This window comes from Massilia orientalis (genome assembly GCF_030411975.2).
GTDB lineage: Bacteria > Pseudomonadota > Gammaproteobacteria > Burkholderiales > Burkholderiaceae_D > Telluria > Telluria orientalis.
The window spans coordinates 1-21,380 of record NZ_JASNRB020000039.1 but is presented as its reverse complement, the minus strand read 5'-3'; the positions used below and the strand labels follow the sequence as shown (position 1 = coordinate 21,380).

Here is a 21,380-nt window from a genome sequence, read left to right as displayed (position 1 = left end):
CGCAAAGGAAATAACATGTCGATTCTGATTAACAAAGACACCAAAGTCATCACCCAAGGTATCACCGGCAAGACCGGCCAATTCCACACCCGCATGTGCCGCGACTACGCGAACGGCCGTGAAGCCTTCGTCGCAGGCGTGAACCCGAAGAAAGCCGGTGAGGACTTCGAGGGTATCCCCATCTTCGCGAGCGTCAAGGAAGCCAAGCAGAACACCGGCGCGACCGTGTCGGTCATCTACGTTCCGCCGGCAGGCGCCGCTGCCGCCATCTGGGAAGCCGTTGAAGCCGAGCTGGACCTGGCAATCTGCATCACCGAAGGCATCCCCGTCCGCGACATGATGGAAGTCAAGGACCGCATGGCCAAGGCCGGTTCGAAGACCCTGCTGCTGGGCCCGAACTGCCCGGGTCTGATCACCCCGGACGAGATCAAGATCGGCATCATGCCGGGTCACATCCACAAGAAAGGCCGCATCGGCGTCGTGTCCCGTTCGGGCACGCTGACGTATGAAGCCGTCGGCCAGCTGACCGCACTGGGCCTGGGCCAGTCGTCGGCAGTCGGCATCGGTGGCGACCCGATCAACGGTCTGAAGCACATCGACGTGATGAAGATGTTCAACGACGATCCGGACACGGACGCCGTCATCATGATCGGCGAGATCGGCGGCCCGGACGAAGCCAATGCTTCGTACTGGATCAAGGACAACATGAAGAAGCCGGTCGTCGGCTTCATCGCCGGCGTCACCGCGCCGCCGGGCAAGCGCATGGGCCACGCCGGCGCGCTGATCTCGGGCGGTGCAGATACCGCCGACGCCAAGCTGGAGATCATGGAAGCCTGCGGCATCAAGGTCACCAAGAACCCGTCGGAAATGGCTCGTCTGCTGAAGGCGATGCTGTAATCCTCTGGATTCGCATCCAATGAATGGGACGCTTCGGCGTCCCGTTTTTTTGGGGCTGACAATTTTTGTCGCAACTCAACAAAAACGGTCGGGGTGACAATTTTCGCCATGCCCGCGTGACAAAAATTGTCATGCGGCAATGCAAAAACCACGCAAAAACTCACTATTTGATGGCACCGTGCTAACGATTCCGTGCGGAAACGTCCTGGCACGCCGATTGCATAGTGTAAAGGGCAGAAGCAGGCAGTAACCAGATACGCAGTACCCCTTAATTTTGCAGTGCCCCACCTGGAGAGACATCATGAAAGCACCGAAAATCGTCAAGAAAGCCCAAGCCGGCTTCACCCTGATCGAACTGATGATCGTTGTCGCGATTATCGGTATCCTGGCCGCCGTGGCCATCCCGGCTTACCAGAATTATGTTGCCAAGTCGAAGTTCACGGCTGCGCTGGCTGAAGTGTCGGCTGGTAAGACCGGTTTCGACGTGAAAATGAACGATGGCTCGACCCCGGCCAACGTCGGTGACGTCGGCCTGCAGGCTTCGACGACCAACTGCACGATGGCTCTGAAGGACGCGACCGGCGGTGGCCTGGTTTGCACGGTCAAGGACGGCCCGGCTGTTGTGAAAGGTTCGAAGATCACCCTGACCCGCGGCACGGATGGCACCTGGTCCTGCGCGAGCGATATCGCCGACCCTGCCGACAAGGCGAAAGTCGCCGGCACGACTTGCACCGGCAGCTAATCTATCCTGACTCAACCGACATAACGTCAAGGAGCCGCCCAGTGTAAGCTGGGCGGCTTTTTTTATTACCGGATCGAACGAGGTCTAGCGTGCTTACGACGGGAACCCATCCATCGGCGCTGTTGCGGATGCGCTTCACGGCGCTGCTGTGCCTGGCCCTGTTGGCCAATTTCATGGTCGTGGCCGGCCACGATCACCAGCGCCTCGTCCAGATCGGCACCGTGCTGCTGGGCGGCAGCATCGCCCTGGTCGAGCGCAAGACCCTCTCCGGCCTGTTTTCCGGACGCCCCGGCATGGCGCTGGCCGCGTTCTTCGCCCTCGGTATCCTGAGCATCGCGGCGGCCTTCTCGCCGCGCTTCGCCGCCTTCGAAGTTGCCAACCTGTTTCTGCTGTACGTGCTGGCCGCCATGGTCGCGGCCGAGATCGCGCGTAACGGGCAACCGGCCCTCCTGCTGGTCCTTCGCTGCCTGGGCGGCATGTGCGCGTTCTATGTCTTCCTGTTCGTCGTCGCGTATGTCGGCGGGCTCAGCCTCGGTATCCCGCTGGCCCGGGACGATTTCACGACCAACTTCAGCAACATCCGCTTTTTCAACCATACGCAGACCTCGACGTTGCCGCTGCTGATCCTGCTGTGCTGCCTGACGCCGCGTGCGTCCAGGGTGGGCTGGCTGTGGACGGCGGTGGCGACGTACTGGTGGATGGCGTTGTATGCCACGGCGGGCCGCGGCACGCTGGTGGGCATGATGGCCGGTTGCGCCGTCGCCGCCGTGCTGGCGCGGCGGCGGGCCGTACCCTATCTGCGCCACGTCGCCATGACCGCCGCTTTGGGCCTGGCCGCGTACTTCTTCTTCCTGACCGTCGTGCCGGCGTTGCTGGGTGCCGCCGGCATGAGCTCGTTTTCGTCCGCGTTCCAACGCACGGCTGCCGATCCGGCGTCCGGCCGCATGCTGCTGTGGCGGCTTGCCGCCGCGCTGATTGAACAGCATCCGTGGCTTGGCGTCGGACCGATGCATTTCGCACACCATGCCGGTTATCTGCACATCGGTGCCCATCCGCACGATTGGCTGTTCCAGGTAGCCGCCGAATGGGGATTGCCCGCCCTTGCGTGCCTGCTTGCCGCCCTCGCGTACGGGCTGCGCGCCTTGCTGCGATCCGGCGCGCGCGTCCGCGACGACGACGGCGCCAACCAGGCCATCTTCGCCGCGCTGCTCACGGGCGCCGTGGCGATCCTCGTCGACGGGCTCGTGTCCGGCATTTTCGTGATGCCGCAGAGCCAGCTCGCCGTCGCGTTGTATCTCGGGTGCGCCATCGGCTGGCACCGGATCGCCGGCCCGGCGCCAACCGCCGCATCAGGCGGCGTTCGCTATGGCGTAAGTGCGGTGTGCATCGTCGCGGCAATGGCGGGGGTGGTCGCCGGCGCAGGGCCGGATGCCGGCGCCAGGCTGCGCGGCGAGGATCCGACGCCGGCCCAGCAGGCGCTCAACACGGGCTCGCAATGGCCCCGCCTGTGGAAGGCAGGCTACTTCTGATCAGACGATCTTCTGGCGATCCGCCAGCAACGCCTCATACGTCAGGTTCTGCAACAACGTGTAGTGCACGGGGTCGAGGCTGACGAACTGGACGCCGTATGCAAACCCCTCGGCCTGTTCCGACCCGCCCGACAAGGCACTGATGTTGCGCACCGCCGCGCGCGTACGGACGCGGATTTCCTGGTTGTTGGGCGGGGCCAGCAGGGCGAATTCCAGGTCGATTTCGTCCTCGTCCTGGGGCAGGCTCTTCTTCGATTCGACGCGGGCGCCGTTCACGCTCAGGTTCGTCAGCAGGCAGTCGGCACCGGGGACGGTCGCGTTTTTCGGGATGACCTTGGCGGGGATGTCGACCTTGACCCGCATCGCCGTCCGCAGGCTCGTGCCCTGGATCGTGCGCGGGAAAGAGATGTGGGCATACAACAACGGCCGGCCGAACACGCGCTCGACCGTACATGCGAACGAGCACACGTGGATGCCCGAGAATACGCGCATCGTCACGCGCTCGCCCTCGACCAGGGGAATCGGCGCGCCGTTGTCCATCGGGATCTTGACGATCAGGTATTCGTCCTTCAACCAGCCGATCAGCGTGGAGAAGTGCTGCACGGGTTTCAGGCGCCGGTGCGTGATGAATTGCAGGCGTACGCCGACCTGCAGGTTCATCGATTCGAATTCGAATTCCTGGGGTTTGAGTTCGCGGTCCGCTTGCGGGTCGTTCATGATGTTCCATCTCGTAAGCGACCAATAGTAGCACTGGGGCAATTCTTTGGAAACGAAAAAAACGCCTGTACGTACAGGCGTTTTTCGTCATCCAGGCAAGAACACTGCGCGGATTTACTGCTTCAGGTGCTGGTCCAGCCAGCCGATCACGGTGTGATGCCACAGCACGGAGTTGGCCGGCTTCAGTACCCAGTGGTTCTCGTCCGGGAACACGAGCAGCTTGCTGTCGATGCCCCGGCGCTGCAGTGCCGTGAACGTGGACAGGCCCTGGGTCGTCGGGATGCGGAAGTCGAGGTCGCCCTGCACGACGAGCATCGGCGTCTTCCATTTGTTCACGTGCAGCACCGGGTTGAAGCGCTCGTGCTTGTCCGGCACGGCGAAGTACGGACCGCCGTTTTCCCAATCGGTGAACCATTGTTCTTCGGTGGAATACGCCATGCCGCGGGTGTCGAACACGCCGTCGTGGTTGACGATGCACTTGAATCCGTCGGACCAGTTACCTTCGATCCAGTTCATCATGTAGCCGCCATACGACGCGCCCAGCGCGCACGCGTGCGAACGGTCCAGCCAGGCGTACTTCGTCGTGGCCGCTGCCAGCCCTTTTTTCAGGTCCTCGAGCGGCTTGCCGCCCCAGTCGCCGCTGATGGCGTCCGTGAACTTCTGGCCGTAGCCGGTCGAGCCGTGGAAATCGATGAACACGGTCGCGTAGCCCGCGCCCGCGTACACCTGCGGGTTCCAGCGGTAGCTCCACCCGTTGCCGAAGCTGCCCTGGGGGCCGCCGTGCACGAGGAAGGCGATCGGATATTTCTTGCCCGGCTCGTAATTCCAGGGCTTCATCACGTAACCATGGACGGTGTCGCCGTTCGCGCCCTTGAACGAAAACTGTTCATAGTCGCCCCAGCGCACGTCGGCCAGTCTGGCTTCGTTCACGTGGGTCAGTTGCTTCGCCTTGTTCGTGCCCATCTGCATGCCGAACAATTGCGCGCCCGACGCGAGGTTCGTTTGCGTGAACGCGACGGTATTGCCGCGCACGTCGAAGCCGCCGATGGAACCTTTGTCGGTCAGCGGCGACACTTTGCCGCTGGCCACGTCGATGGCGAACAGGCGGTGCTGGCCGATGTCCTCGGCGTCCGCGATGAGCGTCTTGCCGTCGGCCGTCCACTGGATGCTGCCCGGCGAGCGGTCCCAGCTGTCGGCCACGTTGCGCTTCTTGCCGGTGGCGAGATCAAGCAGCACGATGTGGTAGCGGTCCGCCTCGAAGCCGGGGCGGGTCATGGCCAGGTAGGCGAGGGTGCGGCCGTCCGGCGAAAACACCGCTTTCGTATCCCAGGCGTTATTGTCGGCAGTCAGGTTGCGCGGTGTGCCGCCCGTGGCGGGGACGGTGTACACGTCGAAGTTCGTCGACCACGCCTCGGTCTTGCCCGCGATGCGCACCGAGAACACGACGGTCTTGCCGTCCGGGCTGAAGCGGAATTCCTCGCGATCGCCGAACGGTTTCGACGGCACGTCGCCGTCGAGCGCGCCCGACAGGCTGACCGGCGTGCCGTTCACGCGGCCGGCCGCATCCAGCGGCGCCGCGTACAGCACGTTGTTGCGGCCGTCCGACCACGTGTCCCAGTGGCGCACGAACAGGCGGTCGTAGACCTTGCCGCTGGCCTTGTCCTTCTCTTTCGCGTCCACGCGCGCCTTCGTGCAGGCGAGGTCGGCGCAGTCGCGGAATACGGCCATGCTGAGCAGCATGCGGTCGCCCGTCGGCGCGACGCGGAAGGCGTCCACGTCGAGCGGCAGATCGGTCACGCGGACCGCGTCGCCGCCGGCCGCCGGCACGCGCCACACCTGGCCCGATCCGGAGCGCGCCGACAGGAAGTAAATCGCGTCGCCGTTCGGCGACCATTCCGGATCCGTGCTGCTGGCGGCATCCGACGTCAGGCGTTGCGGCACCGGATCGGCGGCGCGCAGGTCGACCAGGTAGAGGTCGGTATGGCCGCGGTTCTTGCCCATGTCGGTCGTGCGCACCGTGTAGACGACCTTGCCGCCGTCCGGCGACACCGCCGGGCTGCCGACTCTTTCCATCGTCACCAGGTCTTCGACCGTGAATCCGCGCGGTGCGGCCGTCGCGCCGAGCGCCGCGCCCGTCAGGGCGGCGGCCAGCGCCAGCATACGTAATTTCATCCTGTCCTCTCGCTTGTGGCTTGTGAATACACGGCTGCGCCTGTTGGCTCAGCCGGTGAAAGGCAGCAATTTACCACGCGAAAGATGGAGCAGGGAACGGGCCTTAGAACTCTGCCCACTCGTCCGCAGCGGCCGACGCCCTCGCGGGCGCGCGTACCGGTGCCGGCTTGACGACAGGTGCCGGCTTCGGTGCCGCCAGCGTCGCGGCACGTTTCGCGGCACGGGCCGGCGCCGCCGGCGCGGTCGGTGCGGCCGCCTGTACACGGTCGTCGAGGCGGAACACGCTGACCAGCTCCGCCAGCTTGCCCGCCTGGTTCTGCAGGGCTTCCGACGCGGCCGCGGCTTCCTCGACGAGGCCCGCGTTCTGCTGGGTCACGTTGTCCATCTGGCTGATCGCCTGGTTGATCTGCTCGATGCCGCTGGTCTGCTCCTGGCTGGCGGCGCTGATCTCGGCCATGATGTCCGTCACGCGCTGGATGCTTGAGACGACCTCGTGCATCGTGCTGCCGGCCTGGTCGACGAGCCTGGTGCCGATTTCGACCTTGTCGACGGAGTCGCCGATCAAGCCCTTGATTTCCTTGGCCGCGGCGGCCGAGCGCTGGGCCAGCGTGCGCACTTCGCCCGCGACGACCGCGAAGCCGCGGCCCTGTTCGCCGGCACGCGCGGCCTCGACCGCGGCGTTCAGCGCCAGGATGTTCGTCTGGAACGCGATGCCGTCGATGACGGTAATGATGTCCACGATCTTCTTCGACGAGTCGTTGATCGAGCCCATCGTCTGCACCACCTGCGCCACGACGTCGCCGCCCTGGCCGGCCACGGTCGACGCCGTCTGCGCCAGCACATTGGCCTGGCGCGCGTTGTCGGCGTTCTGCTTCACGGTCGACGTCAGCTCTTCCATCGACGACGCGGTTTCCTCGAGCGAGCTGGCCTGTTCTTCCGTGCGCGACGACAGGTCCAGGTTACCGCTCGCGATTTCGGCGGAGGAGGAAGCGATGGCGTCCGTACCCTGGCGCACTTCGCTGACGATGCGGGCCAGGCGGTCGCGCATGGATTTCATCGCGAACAGCAGGCTCCTCTCGTCGCCGGCGCGCAGTTGCACGTCGGTGCCCAGGTCGCCGGCGGCGATGCGGCCTGCGACTTCGGCTGCATAGGCGGGCTCGCCGCCCAGCTGGCGCGTCAGGCTCCGGGTGATCAGGATGCCGAAGCCGGTGCCGAGCAGGGCACTGAGCGCGACCAGCACCAGCAGCGTGGCGCGGCTGTTTTCATAGGCGCTCTTGTTGCTCAGATTGGTTTCCTGGGCCATCGCTTCCTTGTTATGGGCCAGTTCCGCCAATTTGGCGTCGAGGTCTTGCGACTTCGGCAGCAGCGTGCCGAACAGGTAGTCGACGGAATCGCGCTTCGTCTCGAGCGGCTCCGCTTTCACGCGCTTGACCAGGTCCGCGGTCATGCCGTCGAAGTCGCGCAGCTGGGCGTCGGCTTCGGCAAAGATGCGCTTGCCTTCGTCCGAGTGGAACAGCGGACGCGCCTTGTCGAGGTTTTCCTGCAACTGCTGCTTGTACTTGTCGGCGTTGGCCAGCATCCTGGTGCGCTGGTCGTCGGTCGACGCCAGCATGGCGCTGCGCAGCGAACGGCCGAGGGAAACCTGGTTCAGATCGGCTTCCTTGACGTAGGAAATGCCCAGCAATTCCTTCTGGTACATGCGCTTGGCGCGCTCGTTCATCTGCGTCATGTTATAGATCGCAATGCCGGCGACGATGGCGCCGAGCACGACGACGGCAAGAAAACCAAGGGTCAGCCGGGTCGCGACCTTCATCTGTTTGAACATGGCACATCTCCTGATGATGAGTTCAGGTAAATGTTAATTGATGTGCGGAAATAATCTGTGAGAATTCGGGTCCGTATGTACGATTTGGCGCGTTTTTCCAACACTTACGTTCGTGCCTGCGTCGTTCGATATCTGTTCAATAAAAGATTGTTGTGCAGAGACCTATTTTTGGGGATTTTTTCGGAACACGATCGGTTGCGCCGGCTGCCACACGGCGTCTTGCTGTGTTCGCTGTGCATGCATGACGATCGCCTGCACGTCGCCGTGCCGCGCCGACTTCGCGCAGACCGGGTCCGCGTTGGCGGCGTCGCCCGTCAGCGCATACGCCTGGCAGCGGCAGCCGCCGAAGTCCTTCGCCTTGTCGTCGCAGGTGCGGCACGGATCTTTCATCCAGGCATCGCCGCGGTAGCGGTTGAATGCGTCGCTGTCGTACCAGATCTCCTTCACGCGCGTGTCCCGCACATTCGGAAAATCGATGCCCGGCAATGTGCGGGCCGCGTGGCAGGGCAGGGCGGTACCGTCCGGTGCGATGCCGAGGAATACGCCGCCCCAGCCGTTCATGCACGCCTTGGGCCGCGCCTCGAAATAGTCGGGCACGACGAACAGGATGCGCATCTTGTTGCCGATCCGCGCGCGGCATGCGTTCACGACGCTTTCCGCATGCGCGACCTGCTCCCGCGTCGGCATCAACTGGTCGCGGTTGACGAGCGCCCAGCCGTAATACTGCGTGTTGGCCAGTTCCAGGTACTCGACGCCCATCTCGAGCGCCATGTCGATGATCCGCTCCACGTGGTCGAGATTGAAGCGGTGCAGCACGACGTTCAACACCATCGGATAGGCGTACTGCTTGATGAGCCGGGCGACGCGCGCCTTCAGGTCGAACGTCTTCGTACTCGACAGGAAATCGTTCAGCTCGCGCGTCGAATCCTGGAACGACAGCTGGATGTGATCGAGGCCCAGTTCCTTCATGCGGGCGAGGCGCGATTCGGTGAGGCCGATGCCGGACGTGATCAGGTTCGTATAAAACCCCAGCCGGCGGCCTTCTCCGACCAGTTCTTCGAGATCGTCCCGCAGCAGCGGTTCGCCGCCCGAGAAGCCGAGTTGCGCGGCGCCGAGCTGGCGCGCCTGGCGCATCACGTCGAACCATTGCTCGGTCGTCAGTTCGGTGCGGTCATTGGCGGAATCGACCGGGTTGTAGCAGAACGGGCAGTGCAGCGGGCAGCGATAGGTCAGCTCGGCCAGCAGCCACAGCGGCGGCGCGATGGCGGGGCGGAAGGTCGGGGCATTCATGATGGGCTCACACGATCCAGCCGCGTTCGCTGGCGACGCGCAGGAAATCGTCGACGTCGTCCCGCAGGCCGCCGCAGTTGAACGCCTGTTCGAGCTCGCCGACGATGGCCGGCACGGTACGGGCGCCATCGCAGCGCTTCAGGATCTCGGCCGCGCTCTGGCTCAGCTTGACCATGCCTTCCGGATACAGGAGTACGTAGTTGCCCTGGGCCTCTTCCCACTGCATGCGGAAGAGGCGCGACAGGGCGGGTTGATCGGGAACGGTGTGCATGGCTTGCCTCCTCAGGGATAGGCCTTCTCGATCGCGTCGAGCATGGACCACAGGATGTCGAGCTTGAACTGCAGGATCTCGAGCGCGCGCTCCTGCTGGGCGCGGGTGGTGAAATGGCCGAGCGTCACTTCCAGGCCGTGCTCGACGTCGCGCTCGGCGAGCGAGATGCGGCTGCGGAAATACTGTAAGCCGTCGGGATCGATCCACGCGTAATGCGTCGGCCAGTTGGCCAGCCGGTCCTTGTGGATCTTCGGCGCGAACATCTCCGTCAGCGACGAGCAGACGGCTTCCTGCCACGGCGCCTGGCGTGCAAAATTGACGTACGCATCGACCGCGAAGCGCACGCCGGGCACGACGTGACGCTGCGACCACAGTGCCTCGCGCGTCAGGCCGACGGCCTCGCCGAGCCGCACCCACGCCTCAATCCCGCCTTCGTTATCGCCCCAGCCGTCATGGTCGAGGATGCGGCGCACCCACCGGCGCCGTGTGGCGCGGTCCGGGCAGTTGGCGATGATGGCGCCATCCTTTTGCGGGATATTGACCTGGTAATAAAACCGGTTGGCGACCCAGCCGCGGATCTGGTCCGGGCCCAGCAGGCCCTCGTTCATTTTGACGTTGAACGGATGATGGATGTGGTAGCCGGCACCTCGGGCGCGCAATTGCGCCTCGAACTCGTCGCGGCTCCAGGCTTCGGTACTCATGACTTGATCTCCATGCCGTCGAACGCGACCTCGATGCCGTGGCGCGCGAGCAGGGCGCGCTCTGCCGAGTCTTCGTCCAGGATCGGATTCGTGTTGTTGATGTGGATGAGCACCTTGCGCCGCGCCTTGATGCCGTCGAGGACGGCGATCATGCCGCCGTCGCCCGATTGCGGCAGGTGGCCCATGTCGGCCGCCATTTTTTTGGAAAACCCCAGCGCGATCATCTCGTCCGCGCGCCAGAACGTGCCGTCGACGAGCACGCAATCCGCTGTCTGCAGCGCGGCATCCACCTGCGGATCGATTGCGCCAAGACCAGGCGCGTAGAACACGGATTTGCCTGTTTGCGTGTCCTCGATCAGCAGGCCGATGTTGTCGCCCGGGTGAGGATCGTTGCGGTGGTCGGAATAGGGCGGCGCCTTGCTGTTCAGTGCCAGCGGCGTGAAGCGGATGCCGTCGATGCCGGGCACCTGCATGCCGCCTTCGATCGGCAGCGCATGCCAGCGCACGCCGCAATAGTGCGACAGCACGGGCACGAGCGGCAGCCCCTGGTTGAGTTCGCGCCAGACCTGTGCGGTGCAATAGAGAGGCAGCTCTTTCCCCTCGCGCAGCATCAGGAGGCCGGTGACATGGTCGATCTGCGCATCCATCAGCATGACGGCGGCGATGCCCGTATCGCGCTGGCCGCGTGCCGGCTGCAGCGCGGGTGTGGCGCGGATCTGTGCGAGGATGTCCGGCGACGCGTTGATCAGCACCCAGTCGGTCCCGTTGGCCGACACGGCGATCGACGATTGCGTGCGCGCCGTCGCGCGGACGGTGCCGTTACGGAGCCCGGCGCAATTGCGGCAATTGCAGTTCCACTGCGGGAAACCGCCTCCGGCTGCGGAGCCTAATACGACGATCTTCATGACGGGGATCCGGTAAGCCCGCGGCGCTGCCGCGGGCGTGGGCTGCATCAGCGATTCGCGATGTACATCGTGATTTCGAAGCCGAAACGCCAGTCGATGAATTCGGGTTTGGTCCAGGCCATGGTTGTCTCCTTGATCGTTGGATGGGTTATGAATGCGCGGCGCGCAGTCAAGGAGGAATTCGCAATATCCATGCCACATGGCGTGGCGCTCTATTTGCTGGGCAGGCCTGTGTCAAAGATGAACAGTTGTATTGCACGACGATACATCTGTGACAGAATTGTTCAGTTTCGTCTGAACACTGGGAGACGCAGATGGACGAACGATACAAACCGGACGGCTATAACGCGGTATCGCCGTATTTGCTTGTGAAGGATGTGCGCGCCATGCTCGATTTCCTCGCCCACGCGTTCGGCGCGACCGAGCTGCGGCGCCAGCCGGACGCCGACGGCGGGATCCGGCACGCGGAGGTCAGGATCGGGGATTCCGTGGTGATGATGGGATGCCGGCCGGGGGCCGATCTGATCGCCTCGGTGCACGTGTATGTCGAGGATGTCGACCGGGTCTATGCGCGGGCGCTGGACCATGGCGCAACCAGCTTGTCCGAGCCGCGCGACCAGCCGTATGGGGACCGGACGGCGGGGGTGCAGGACGCGCAGGGGAATTACTGGTGGGTCGGGACGCGGTTGCGTGGGAGCGGTAGCTAGCAACTCACGGTTCCGACGCTGTCCCCAGTCCGAAGATCGAGACCGATCCAGCATCGATAGGGGCCATCTTTCGTTCCCTTGTCCTGCGCGGTGTAGCTGCAATGAAGGCCTTTTTTTTCCCGCATCCGGTCGCCCGGTTCTCCGCTACATGTTTCGGGCAGGTCCGGACCAATGGAATCGAAAATGTCTTTCGCAGACTTGCCATCGACGAGAACTGTCAGCTTGCGATCGTTCGCCGTTGCCGGCGTGCGATCTGAAACGATGCCGGAATGGACTTTGTAGATTGCCCCTTGCATTGGTTTCCAGAGACGGTACGGATCGGAAGACGGGTCGGCAGCATGGGCGAGCGACAGCGCGATTGCCGTCGCGCCCAAGGTCAGTAAGGTTATCGTTTTGCGCATGTCAGCCCCGTAGCTTCACATGAAAATGATGGTCGTGATTCGTGGCCTTTCTGACGAACGGGATATCGGGGCCGTTAAACAATACAAAAGCGACTGGAGCAAATGTTCTGAACATCTCGATCAGCTTTGCGGTGCCTTGTTTGTCATATTCCGCATCCCACCAGAACACCGGCATGGGGTAGCCTCCTCAGGCGCATTTGTTGCAAGCCAGATCCCAGCCGCCCGTTGTCGATCCACCGGCGCCCCCGCCGATTTTCTGCTGCGTGTACGACCATTTGATCTTGGAGAAGCGTAGTCCGATTTCGTCATGCAGGATGCCGCCCCCATGCACCATTTGCTCCATGTTGGCGATCATGACGTTTTCTAACTCGACTTGGTAATACTTGACGCGGACACCATCGCCATCAGCGCGCATGAACTCCAGCTTGGCCTTCGGGATCGTTTTACCCATCGAGCAGGTCTGCATCAGAACGGGGGAGGCGAGGTCCGCAAGCTTACTGATTGCGAGGGGTGCGGTGCTCGCAGCGTTCCGCAGTATGGCCGCCTCCTGTGGATGCGGTTGCGCTACGGGGCTGTGTGACGCCCCATTGTGCCGAAGTCAGCTCGATCCATCCTTGGTGAGCAGAGTCTGCTGACTCGCCCTTGATTCCATCGATACTCAGATAAACGTCAGTAGCCATGCTTCTCTCCGGTACAAGTTGAGGGAAGCGAATATTTTCGACCGGGCCGCTGGCGCCGTCATTGGTAACTGTCAAGTGAAGTGAAGGGGAAAAATCAAGTCTCAAGAATGGGGTTTCTGGAATTTTCTTCGATTATTAAACGGGTGCCCGTGCGGACGAATCTTCTGTCGTTGACCGACTCTTGAAGAGTGGCCAGCTACGGATGGGCATATAACCCAACGAGTCTAAACACATTAATCACACCGCCGCCGTCCAGTCGCCCGACTTGCCGCCATGCTTTTCCAGCACCCGCACATTGGTCATGACCATACCGCGATCCGCCGCCTTGCACATGTCATAAATGGTCAGCAGGCCGACCTGGACCGAAGTGAGCGCTTCCATCTCGACGCCGGTCTTGCCGTAGGTCTCGACCTGCGCCCGGCAGTGCACGCTGTTGTTCGCCGCGTCGATCTCGAAATCGACGGCGACCCGCGTGATGGCCAGCGGATGGCACAGGGGGATGAGGTCGCTCGTTCGCTTGGCCGCCATGATGGCCGCGATGCGCGCCACGCCCAGCACGTCGCCCTTCTTGGCCGAGCCCGACGTCACCAGTTCCAGGGTGGCCGGAAGCATGCGGATGGTGCCGGCGGCGACGGCGATACGGTGGGTCGCGTCCTTGGCGCCGACGTCGACCATGTGGGCTTGTCCGGTGGCGTCGAAGTGGGTCAGGGGGGATGTTGTCATGTTGTCGAGGGAACGAAGTAACAAAATATGGCCCAGCAGTAGCGATGGCCGGGAAGCGGTTATCATAGCATCGTGAAACCTAACCCGATTTCAGCGATGTTGCAGCTTTCACCAAGGTGGCCATGGCGCCGTGTCGCCGCCGCCGTCGGCCTGGTCGTGGCCACCGCCGGCGCGTTTGCCGCCCCTACCGTCCCCGTCCTGCGCGGCAGCGCCGATACGACCGGGTTGCCGACGCTCGGCGATACCGCGCGTGCCGACTTGTCGCCCTTCCTGGAGCGCAAGCTGGGCGAGGAGATCATGAACGATATCCGGCGCGATCCCGATTACCTGGACGACGACGCGATCATCGAGTTCCTGAACAATTTCGGCGAAAACCTCGTGTCGTTCGCGCCCGGCGCACGCGGCGAGACGAATGCCGATTTCTTCTTCTTTGCCGTGCGCGATCCGATGATCAACGCGTTCGCGCTGCCCGGCGGCTTCATCGGCGTGCACTCGCAGTTGATCATTTCGGCGCAGAACGAGTCGGAACTGGCCTCCGTGCTGTCGCACGAGATCGGCCACGTGCAGCAGCGCCACATCGCGCGCATGATCGGCCAGCAGAAGCAGGATGCGCTGTTGCCCCTGGCCGCGCTGCTGCTGGCGGCGCTCGTCGGCAAGGCCGGCGGCGGGGCCGATGCGGCGATGGGCGTCATGCTGGGCGGCCAAGGTCTCGCCATCCAGCGCCAGCTGAATTTCAGCCGCGACGCCGAGCGCGAGGCCGATCGCGTCGGCTTCCAGACGATGCGCGCGGCCGGTTACGACACGTCGGGCATGGTGGCGTTCTTCAAGCGCCTGCAGAGCACGACGCGCGTCTATGGCGAGGCGCCGGCCTGGCTCAGCAGTCACCCGCTGACGGGCGAGCGCATCGCCGACATCCAGGCGCGCATCCGCGACAATCCGAAGGTGATGCACATCCGGCCGGACAGCATCGAGTTCCACCTCGTCCGCGCCCGCGCGCGCGTGCTGCAGGACGAAAGCCAGAAGGGGCGCGACGAAGCGAAATCCACGTTCGACAGCCAGCTGGCCCAGCCGAACACGCAGCAGCAGACGGCCGCGATGTACGGCCTGTCGTTCCTCGCGCTGAAGCAGGGCGACCTGAAAGGGGCGCAGAGCTGGCTCGACAAGGCGAAGGCATCGACGAAGCCCCGTCCCGGCGTGTTTTCGAGCGAGCGCAGCGGTACCGATGGCAGCGCCATGTTCGCCGCCCTCGGCACCGAGATCAAGCTGGCGCCGGGGCAGCCGCCCGCCGTCGTCCACCAGGCCGTGCAGGATGCGGAAGCCGCGTACCAGAAATTCCCGCTGTCGCGCATGCTGGCGCGCCAGTATGCCGACGCGCTGATCGCGGACGGCCAGCTGGACAAGGCGGCCCAGTTCCTGCGCGACCAGGTGCAGCAATACCGCGAAGAGCCCAAGCTGTACGACCAGCTCGCCAAGGCCTATGCGGCCCAGGGCAAGATCGCGCTGCAGCATATGGCGCTGGCCGAATCGTATGTGCTGTCGGGCGCGTTGCCGGCGGCCGTCGACCAGCTCAATCTCGCGCGCAAGGCGAAGGATGTGTCGTTCTACGACCAGGCCGTGATCGATGCGCGCGAGCGCGAGCTGAACGAGCGGCAGAAGGACGAGAAGAAAGAGAAGAAGGACAAGGACCGGTAACCCGAAACCACGTCGCCCCTGCGAAGGCAGGGGCCTAATTTTGCGTGAGCGACCTACCCAAAAATTCGGTTCCCGCCTTCGCGGGAACGACGTTCACATGTTATCTATTTTTGCCCTTGCAGCAAGTCCGGCAGCCGCACGAACCCGAAGCGTGCCGGCACCTCGTCCGCCGTCAGCCGTCCCACCGCAATACGCCTGTCCTGCCAGCGCAGCGCCAGCTCTCCGGCGCCGCCTGCCATCCACGCCATCACCTCGTCGTCAGACGCAGGCCGCCCATCCAGCTCGAACGCCTGCAGCAATTGCGCCGCGTCGCGGTCGTCCAACTGGGCCACCGTCCGGCCAGCACGCAGCACGATGCCGCCGGCGTCCGTCATGAACGCTTCTTCCGGCGCGCCCAGCGGCTGCCCCGTGTGCAGCACGAGGCCCTGCGCCGGATCCGTGCGCGCGATGAAGGGCGTTGTCTCGAGGTTGATGTACACGCGCTGCGGACCGTTCTGGAAATACCAGCAGCCGCGCTCATCCGATAAATAATTGCGGGCGATGAAGCCGACCAGTGCGGCATTCGTCAGCTTGTCGCCAGGGGCGCCCGCGCGCTGGGCCGCCTCGTCGCGCATGCGCCAGGCGCCGCGCGCGTCCAGTGCCAGCCAGCCGTAGCAGTACGGCACGTTCGGCCACTTGGCCATTGCCTGTTTTACGATGTCGTCCATGGTTCAAGCTTCGCACAGCCGCGCGGGCGCGGGCGCGCGCATGGCCGTGTCGTCGAAAAATGTCAGGATGCGTTGCGGCAGCCAGTCGAGCCGCCCCGGGAAGGGACCGACGGAAAAGCCGACGTGACCGCCCGTCTCGGGATACTCCAGGGTCACCGCGTGTGCAGCTGTCCGCGGCAGGTGCCGGCCGGGCAGGAACGGGTCGTTCTGCGCATTCAGCACGAGCGTCGGCACGACGATGTCGTGCAGGACGTGGCGGGCGCTGGCGCGGTGCCAGTAATCGTCCGTGTCGCGGTAACCGTGCAGCGGGGCGGTGACGACGTTGTCGAAACTGTATAAATCGTTCGCGGCGAGCAGGCGGTCGCGGTCGAACAGGCCGGGAAAGCGGTCCAGCTTGGCCAATGCCTTCGGCTTCAACGTCTGCAGGAACATGCGGGTGTACAGGCGGTTGAAGCCGGCCGACAGCGCGGCGCCGCCGGCCGCCAGGTCGAGCGGGGCGGAGATGGCCACGGCGGCATCGACGATGCCCGCGCCATGGCCCTGTTCACCGAGCCAGCGCAGCAGCGCGTTGCCGCCCAGCGAGACGCCGGCCACGTAGAACGGCCCGGAATGGCGGGGGCGCAGGCGGCGGATGATCCAGTCGAGTTCTTCGGCGTCGCCGGAGTGGTAGAAGCGGGGCGCGAGGTTCGGCTCGCCCGAGCAGCCGCGGAAATGCGGGATCGCGCCATGCCAGCCGCGCGCTTTGGCGGCCGCCATCAGCGACCGCGCGTAATGGCTGTCCGACGACCCTTCCAGGCCATGGAACAGCAGTACGCAGGGAGAAGCAGGGGAAGCGCCGTCGACGAGGTCGACGTCGATGAAATCCTGGCCGCAGGGGGTGTTCCAGCGTTCGCGCCGGTAGGCGACGGCCGGCTTGCGGATGCAGACGGCGGGATAAATCGTTTGCAGGTCACCGCCCGGCAGCCACCACGGCGCCTGGTAGCCTGCTGCGCCCGCTTGGTTCACGGCAAGCTCCCGACAGGAAAGAAATCAGTGATGCGCCAGCACGGTGCCCGGCTTCAGGCGGTACTGGGTGCCGCAGTACGGGCACTTTGCGTTGCCGTCATGATCGAAGTCCAGGAACACGCGCGGGTGCGACGACCACAGCGGCATGGCAGGGTTCGGGCAATAGGCCGGCAGGTCCTTGGCTTCCAGTTCCACGACCGGGATGGTCTTGTCGTTCATTCATTTCTCCGTCAGCTAATAGGTAGGGAAACACAGCATTCCCAAAACCACGATTCTAACGGATTCGACCTGATTGCCGGAATGGTCCGGTAGAATAGCAACCTTAATACTGTCGAGTAGAATTTCCGACAGGGAAATCTACGCGCATTTTCACGCCCTCGTTTCATGTCCGAACGCAGCCTGTCCGCCATGCTTGTCGACCGCTTTTGTTGCAGGAACGCGACATGAGCGGAGTGCGCATGGAGAGCGGCAACGATGTCGACGGGCACGACCCCGTCGCCTGGCGCGAGGGTTTCCAGGTTGGCCTGCCCACGCTGTTCGGCCTCGGCGCATGGGGCATCGTGGTCGGGGTCGCCATGGTCAAGAGCGGCCTCACGGTGCTGCAAGCCAGCGCCATGACGCTGATCGTGTATTCCGGTTCGGCGCAGCTTGCATCGCTGCCGCTGATCGCCACCGGCGCCCCCATCGGCGTCATCTTCGCCACCGCTTTCGTCGTCAACCTGCGGTTCGTCATCTTTTCCGCACTGCTCGCCCCCCATTTCTCGCACCTGCCGGTGGTGCAGCGTTTTTATCTTGGCCATATCTCCGGCGACCTGACCACCGCGCTCTTCCTGCAGCGCTATCCCCGCACGGCGCCCGAACGGGGCAAGCTGTCGTTCCTGAAGGGCTTGCTGTATCCGAGCTGGGTCGCGTGGCAGGTCGGCACGTTCATCGGCATCTTCCTGGGCAGCGCCGTGCCGACGGAATGGCAGCTGGGCTTTGCCGGCACGCTCGCCATCCTGTGCATCCTCGTCCCGCTGGTCATGAACAGCGCGGCCCTGTGCGGCGTGCTCGTGGCGGGCATCGTGTCCGTGCTGGCGCATGGCCTGCCGTACAAGCTCGGGCTGCTGCTTGCGGTTCTCGTCGGCATGGTCACCGCCATCGCCATCGAGGAAACGCAGGAACGCCGCAAGGTCCGCCATGGCTGACTGGGAAATCTGGACCGTCATCGTGGTGCTGGGTGTCGCCACCGCATGCTGCCGCAGCGCCTTGTGGATGGTGGGCCACCGCGTGACGATTCCCCGGCGCGTGCAGGAAATGCTGCGCTATGCGCCCGCCTGCGCGCTGGCCGCGATCGTCGCGCCCGATTTCATGCTGGGGCCGCAGGGGGAGGTCGAGCTGGCCGTCACGAACCCGAAACTCCTGGCCGGTATCATCTCGCTGGCCTACTACCTGTGGCGGCGGAACATGTTGCAGACCATCGTTATTGGCATGGTGGTATTTACTGTGCTGCGCGTTTCTGGTGTTTTCCATGGGGTCGGCTAAGGTAAAATAGCGTTTTTTAAACATTCCAAGATTGTTGACAATGGCCGTTCTCAATTTCACCCGCTTGCAAGACCTGATCGACCAAGACGCGCTGAAAGGCAAGCGCGTCTTCATCCGCGCCGACCTGAATGTCCCGCAGGACGACGCCGGCAACATTACGGAAGACACGCGCGTGCGTGCTTCGGTTCCCGCGATCCGCGCTGCGCTTGATGCGGGTGCGGCCGTGATGGTCACGTCGCACCTGGGCCGTCCGACCGAGGGCGAGTTCAAGCCGGAAGACAGCCTGGCGCCGGTCGCCAAGCGCCTGTCCGAGCTGCTGGGCCAGCCGGTTGAACTGAAACAGAACTGGGTCGATGGCGTCGACGTCGCGCCGGGCCAGGTCGTGCTGCTGGAAAACTGCCGCGTCAACAAGGGCGAGAAGAAGAATTCGGACGAGCTGGCGCAGAAGATGGCCAAGCTGTGCGACATCTATGTGAATGACGCCTTCGGCACCGCGCACCGCGCCGAAGCGACCACGCACGGCATCGCGAAATTCGCGCCCGTCGTTGCCGCCGGTCCGCTGCTGGCGGCCGAGCTGGATGCGCTGGGCAAGGCGCTGGGCGCGCCGCAGCGTCCGCTGCTCGCGATCGTCGCCGGCTCCAAGGTGTCGACCAAGCTGTCGATCCTGCAAAGCCTGGCCGACAAGGTCGACAACCTGATCGTGGGTGGCGGCATCGCCAACACGTTCATGAAGGCCGTGGGCCTGAACATTGGTAAATCGCTGGCGGAAGCGGATCTCGTCGGCGAGGCGAAAACCATCATCGACAAGATGGCCGCCCGTGGCGCGACCGTGCCGATCCCGGTGGACGTCGTGTGCGCGAAGGAGTTTTCGCCGACCGCCACCGCGACCGTCAAGGACGTCAAGGATGTGGCCGACGACGACATGATCCTGGACATCGGCCCGAAGACCGCGGCCCAGCTCGCCGAGCAGATCGCCAAGGCGGGCACCATCGTGTGGAACGGTCCGGTCGGCGTGTTCGAGTTCGACCAGTTCGCCGAAGGCACCAAGACCCTGGCCCAGGCCATCGCCGCATCGAAAGCCTTCTCGATCGCGGGCGGCGGCGACACCCTGGCTGCCATCGCAAAATACAATATTGCCGACCAAGTCGGCTATATCTCGACCGGCGGCGGCGCCTTCCTCGAGTTCCTCGAAGGTAAGACGCTTCCGGCGGTGGAGATCCTGCTGCAGCGTAGCGCTGCGAAATAACACCTCACGGTCACCGGCGCAGCCCACGGGCTGCGCTTTTCACTTCAAGGATAGATCAATGTCTCGTGGTACCAAGATCGTCGCAACCATCGGCCCCGCTTCCTCCGACTTCGATACGCTCGTCCGCATGATCCGCGCGGGCGTGGACATCGTGCGCCTGAATTTCTCGCACGGCCGCGCCCAGGACCATATCGACCGTGCCAACCTGGTGCGTCGCGCCGCGGCCGAGTGCGGCCGCGAAGTGGCGATCATGGCCGACATGCAGGGCCCGAAGATCCGCGTCGGCAAGTTCGAAGAAGGCAAGATCGTACTGAACAACGGTGACCGCTTCATCCTGGACGCCCGCTGGGGCGAGAACGGCGAGCTGGGCAACCAGGAACGCGTCGGCCTCGACTACAAGGCACTGCCGAACGACGTCCGTCCGGGCGACACGCTGCTGCTGAACGACGGCCTGATCGTGCTGATCGTCGAGCGCGTGGCCGGCAGCGAGATCCACACCATCGTCAAGGTGGGCGGCGACCTGTCCAACAACAAGGGCATCAACCGCATGGGCGGCGGCCTGACGGCGCCGGCGCTGACCGCGAAGGACATGGAGGACATCAAGACCGCGATGACCTTCCAGGCCGACTACCTGGCGATCTCGTTCCCGAAAACGGCGACCGACATGGAAATGGCGCGCCAGCTGGCGAACATCGCCGGCGAGCCGTTCGGCCACAAGCCGATGATGATCGCGAAGATCGAGCGCGCGGAAGCTATTCCCGTGCTGCAAGAGATCCTGGACGCTTCCGATGGCATCATGGTCGCCCGCGGCGACCTCGCCGTCGAAGTGGGCAACGCGGCCGTGCCGGCGCTGCAGAAGCGCATGATCCGCATGGCGCGCGATTGCAACAAGCTGGCGATCACCGCCACGCAGATGATGGAGTCGATGATCGTCAACGCCGTGCCGACCCGCGCCGAAGTGTCGGACGTGGCCAACGCCGTGCTGGACGGCACCGACGCCGTGATGACGTCGGCCGAGACCGCCGCCGGCAAGTGGCCGGTCGAGACGGTCGAGATGATGTCCGCGATCTGCGTCGAAGCGGAACGTTCCGAATACAACAAGCTGGAAGCCGACTTCCTGAACGTGCAGTTCACCCGCATCGACCAGTCGATCGCGTACGGCGCCCTGTTCACCGCGCACCACCTGCGCGTGAAGGCGATCGTCGCGCTGACCGAGTCCGGTTCGACCGCGCTGTGGATGAGCCGCCACCGCGTCGACACCCCGATCTTCGCCCTGACGCCAAGCGTCACCACCCAACGCAAGGTTGCGTTGTATCGTAACGTGCATGCGTACCACCTGACGCAGCGCGGCGACAGCAGTGCCGTCCTGAAACAGGCGGAAGACTTGCTGGTCGCCAACGGCATCGTCAAGAAGGGCGACACGATCGTCGTCACGTGGGGCGAGCCGATGGGCCAGGTCGGCGGTACGAACGCGCTCAAGATCGTTCGCGTCGGTGAATTCAATTAAGAGGGAGCTCAACACCTGAGCGCGGGGGGGCCCCCCCCCCCCCCCCCCCCCCGGGCACCCCGTGTTTTGAATTGGGTCTCACCAACGCCCCCCCGCCCACCCCCCCCCCCCCCCCCACAGGGGAGGACCCCAAAAGGTT

The 21,380-nt window shown here is 64.2% G+C and carries 23 protein-coding genes and 1 pseudogene; 9 read left to right on the top strand and 15 right to left on the bottom strand.

Annotation, left to right across the window (positions count from 1 at the left end):
- The first annotated feature begins 15 nt into the window (after positions 1-15).
- The 3 genes from sucD (at position 16) to QPK29_RS31595 (ending at position 3,168) form a co-directional block, all read left to right on the top strand.
- The gene (gene sucD, locus QPK29_RS31605) at positions 16-897 is read left to right on the top strand and encodes a succinate--CoA ligase subunit alpha (protein WP_056124704.1); all 882 of its coding nucleotides are present in this window, start codon (positions 16-18) and stop codon (positions 895-897) included.
- A 301-nt stretch (positions 898-1,198) separates the two neighbouring features.
- The gene (locus tag QPK29_RS31600) at positions 1,199-1,639 is read left to right on the top strand and encodes a pilin (RefSeq protein ID WP_371772117.1); all 441 of its coding nucleotides are present in this window, start codon (positions 1,199-1,201) and stop codon (positions 1,637-1,639) included.
- Positions 1,640-1,728: 89 nt separating this feature from the next.
- Positions 1,729-3,168, top strand: a complete 1,440-nt coding sequence (locus QPK29_RS31595; protein ID WP_371772116.1) for an O-antigen ligase family protein — start codon at positions 1,729-1,731, stop codon at positions 3,166-3,168.
- Here QPK29_RS31595 and QPK29_RS31590 read toward each other — a convergent pair whose 3' ends face one another.
- The 8 genes from QPK29_RS31590 to pqqA form a co-directional block, all read right to left on the bottom strand.
- Complete coding sequence (locus QPK29_RS31590; RefSeq protein ID WP_056124788.1) at positions 3,169-3,885, bottom strand: flagellar brake protein; 717 nt, start codon at positions 3,883-3,885, stop codon at positions 3,169-3,171. It abuts the gene before it with no gap.
- Between the two features lie 114 nt (positions 3,886-3,999).
- Entirely contained in the window at positions 4,000-6,045 is a 2,046-nt protein-coding gene (locus QPK29_RS31585) for a S9 family peptidase (RefSeq protein WP_371772121.1), read from the bottom strand.
- A 115-nt stretch (positions 6,046-6,160) separates the two neighbouring features.
- Positions 6,161-7,882 (bottom strand): methyl-accepting chemotaxis protein, encoded by a 1,722-nt coding sequence (locus tag QPK29_RS31580; protein ID WP_371772115.1) that lies wholly within the window; start codon positions 7,880-7,882, stop codon positions 6,161-6,163.
- A gap of 162 nt (positions 7,883-8,044) precedes the next feature.
- Entirely contained in the window at positions 8,045-9,172 is a 1,128-nt protein-coding gene (pqqE, locus tag QPK29_RS31575) for a pyrroloquinoline quinone biosynthesis protein PqqE (protein ID WP_371772114.1), read from the bottom strand.
- Positions 9,173-9,179: 7 nt separating this feature from the next.
- A complete protein-coding gene (pqqD, locus tag QPK29_RS31570; protein ID WP_056124691.1) occupies positions 9,180-9,443 on the bottom strand; it encodes a pyrroloquinoline quinone biosynthesis peptide chaperone PqqD in 264 nt (87 codons plus the stop codon).
- A gap of 11 nt (positions 9,444-9,454) precedes the next feature.
- Complete coding sequence (gene pqqC / locus QPK29_RS31565) at positions 9,455-10,144, bottom strand: pyrroloquinoline-quinone synthase PqqC (protein ID WP_371772113.1); 690 nt, start codon at positions 10,142-10,144, stop codon at positions 9,455-9,457.
- Complete coding sequence (gene pqqB, locus QPK29_RS31560; RefSeq protein WP_371772112.1) at positions 10,141-11,049, bottom strand: pyrroloquinoline quinone biosynthesis protein PqqB; 909 nt, start codon at positions 11,047-11,049, stop codon at positions 10,141-10,143. Before pqqB ends, pqqC begins: the two co-directional genes overlap by 4 nt.
- A 47-nt stretch (positions 11,050-11,096) precedes the next feature.
- On the bottom strand, positions 11,097-11,171 hold the full coding sequence (gene pqqA, locus QPK29_RS31555) for a pyrroloquinoline quinone precursor peptide PqqA (RefSeq protein ID WP_081984033.1): 75 nt from the start codon (positions 11,169-11,171) through the stop codon (positions 11,097-11,099).
- A gap of 192 nt (positions 11,172-11,363) precedes the next feature.
- Here pqqA and QPK29_RS31550 point away from each other — a divergent pair, with 192 nt between their 5' ends.
- Positions 11,364-11,756 (top strand): VOC family protein, encoded by a 393-nt coding sequence (locus tag QPK29_RS31550; protein ID WP_160409479.1) that lies wholly within the window; start codon positions 11,364-11,366, stop codon positions 11,754-11,756.
- On the opposite strand, the gene QPK29_RS31545 is transcribed toward QPK29_RS31550, so the two are convergent.
- The 4 genes and pseudogenes from QPK29_RS31545 to moaC form a co-directional block, all read right to left on the bottom strand.
- Complete coding sequence (locus QPK29_RS31545; protein WP_371772111.1) at positions 11,753-12,157, bottom strand: hypothetical protein; 405 nt, start codon at positions 12,155-12,157, stop codon at positions 11,753-11,755. The genes QPK29_RS31550 and QPK29_RS31545 overlap by 4 nt on opposite strands.
- A gap of 1 nt (position 12,158) precedes the next feature.
- Entirely contained in the window at positions 12,159-12,332 is a 174-nt protein-coding gene (locus QPK29_RS31540) for a hypothetical protein (RefSeq protein WP_371772110.1), read from the bottom strand.
- Positions 12,333-12,344: 12 nt separating this feature from the next.
- A pseudogene (locus QPK29_RS31535) lies at positions 12,345-12,837 on the bottom strand (Hcp family type VI secretion system effector).
- A 237-nt stretch (positions 12,838-13,074) separates the two neighbouring features.
- Positions 13,075-13,560 (bottom strand): cyclic pyranopterin monophosphate synthase MoaC, encoded by a 486-nt coding sequence (gene moaC / locus QPK29_RS31530; protein WP_056124673.1) that lies wholly within the window; start codon positions 13,558-13,560, stop codon positions 13,075-13,077.
- Positions 13,561-13,656: 96 nt separating this feature from the next.
- Between moaC and QPK29_RS31525 the strand changes: the two genes are divergently transcribed.
- Positions 13,657-15,252 carry a M48 family metalloprotease gene (locus QPK29_RS31525; protein ID WP_160409478.1) on the top strand — a complete coding sequence of 532 codons (1,596 nt, stop codon included), beginning with the start codon at positions 13,657-13,659 and terminating at the stop codon, positions 15,250-15,252.
- Positions 15,253-15,356: 104 nt separating this feature from the next.
- Here the strand turns inward: QPK29_RS31525 and QPK29_RS31520 are convergent, their stop codons facing one another.
- The 3 genes from QPK29_RS31520 to QPK29_RS31510 are packed head-to-tail and all read right to left on the bottom strand — an operon-like array spanning position 15,357 to position 17,183.
- The gene (locus tag QPK29_RS31520; protein ID WP_371772109.1) at positions 15,357-15,959 is read right to left on the bottom strand and encodes a DUF2946 family protein; all 603 of its coding nucleotides are present in this window, start codon (positions 15,957-15,959) and stop codon (positions 15,357-15,359) included.
- A 3-nt stretch (positions 15,960-15,962) separates the two neighbouring features.
- The gene (locus QPK29_RS31515) at positions 15,963-16,964 is read right to left on the bottom strand and encodes a YheT family hydrolase (protein WP_056124667.1); all 1,002 of its coding nucleotides are present in this window, start codon (positions 16,962-16,964) and stop codon (positions 15,963-15,965) included.
- A gap of 24 nt (positions 16,965-16,988) precedes the next feature.
- Positions 16,989-17,183, bottom strand: a complete 195-nt coding sequence (locus QPK29_RS31510) for a zinc-finger domain-containing protein (RefSeq protein ID WP_036236204.1) — start codon at positions 17,181-17,183, stop codon at positions 16,989-16,991.
- A gap of 224 nt (positions 17,184-17,407) precedes the next feature.
- On the opposite strand from QPK29_RS31510, the gene QPK29_RS31505 reads away from it, so the two are divergent.
- Genes QPK29_RS31505 through pyk form a run of 4 tightly spaced genes read left to right on the top strand, consistent with a single transcriptional unit; the run spans position 17,408 to position 21,241 of the window.
- Entirely contained in the window at positions 17,408-18,151 is a 744-nt protein-coding gene (locus tag QPK29_RS31505; RefSeq protein ID WP_056124664.1) for an AzlC family ABC transporter permease, read from the top strand.
- Positions 18,144-18,488 carry an AzlD domain-containing protein gene (locus QPK29_RS31500; RefSeq protein ID WP_056124661.1) on the top strand — a complete coding sequence of 115 codons (345 nt, stop codon included), beginning with the start codon at positions 18,144-18,146 and terminating at the stop codon, positions 18,486-18,488. The genes QPK29_RS31505 and QPK29_RS31500 overlap by 8 nt, the downstream gene beginning before the upstream one ends.
- 40 nt (positions 18,489-18,528) lie before the next feature.
- Complete coding sequence (locus QPK29_RS31495) at positions 18,529-19,734, top strand: phosphoglycerate kinase (protein WP_056124658.1); 1,206 nt, start codon at positions 18,529-18,531, stop codon at positions 19,732-19,734.
- Between the two features lie 58 nt (positions 19,735-19,792).
- The gene (gene pyk, locus QPK29_RS31490) at positions 19,793-21,241 is read left to right on the top strand and encodes a pyruvate kinase (protein WP_160409475.1); all 1,449 of its coding nucleotides are present in this window, start codon (positions 19,793-19,795) and stop codon (positions 21,239-21,241) included.
- The last annotated feature ends 139 nt before the right edge of the window (positions 21,242-21,380 follow it).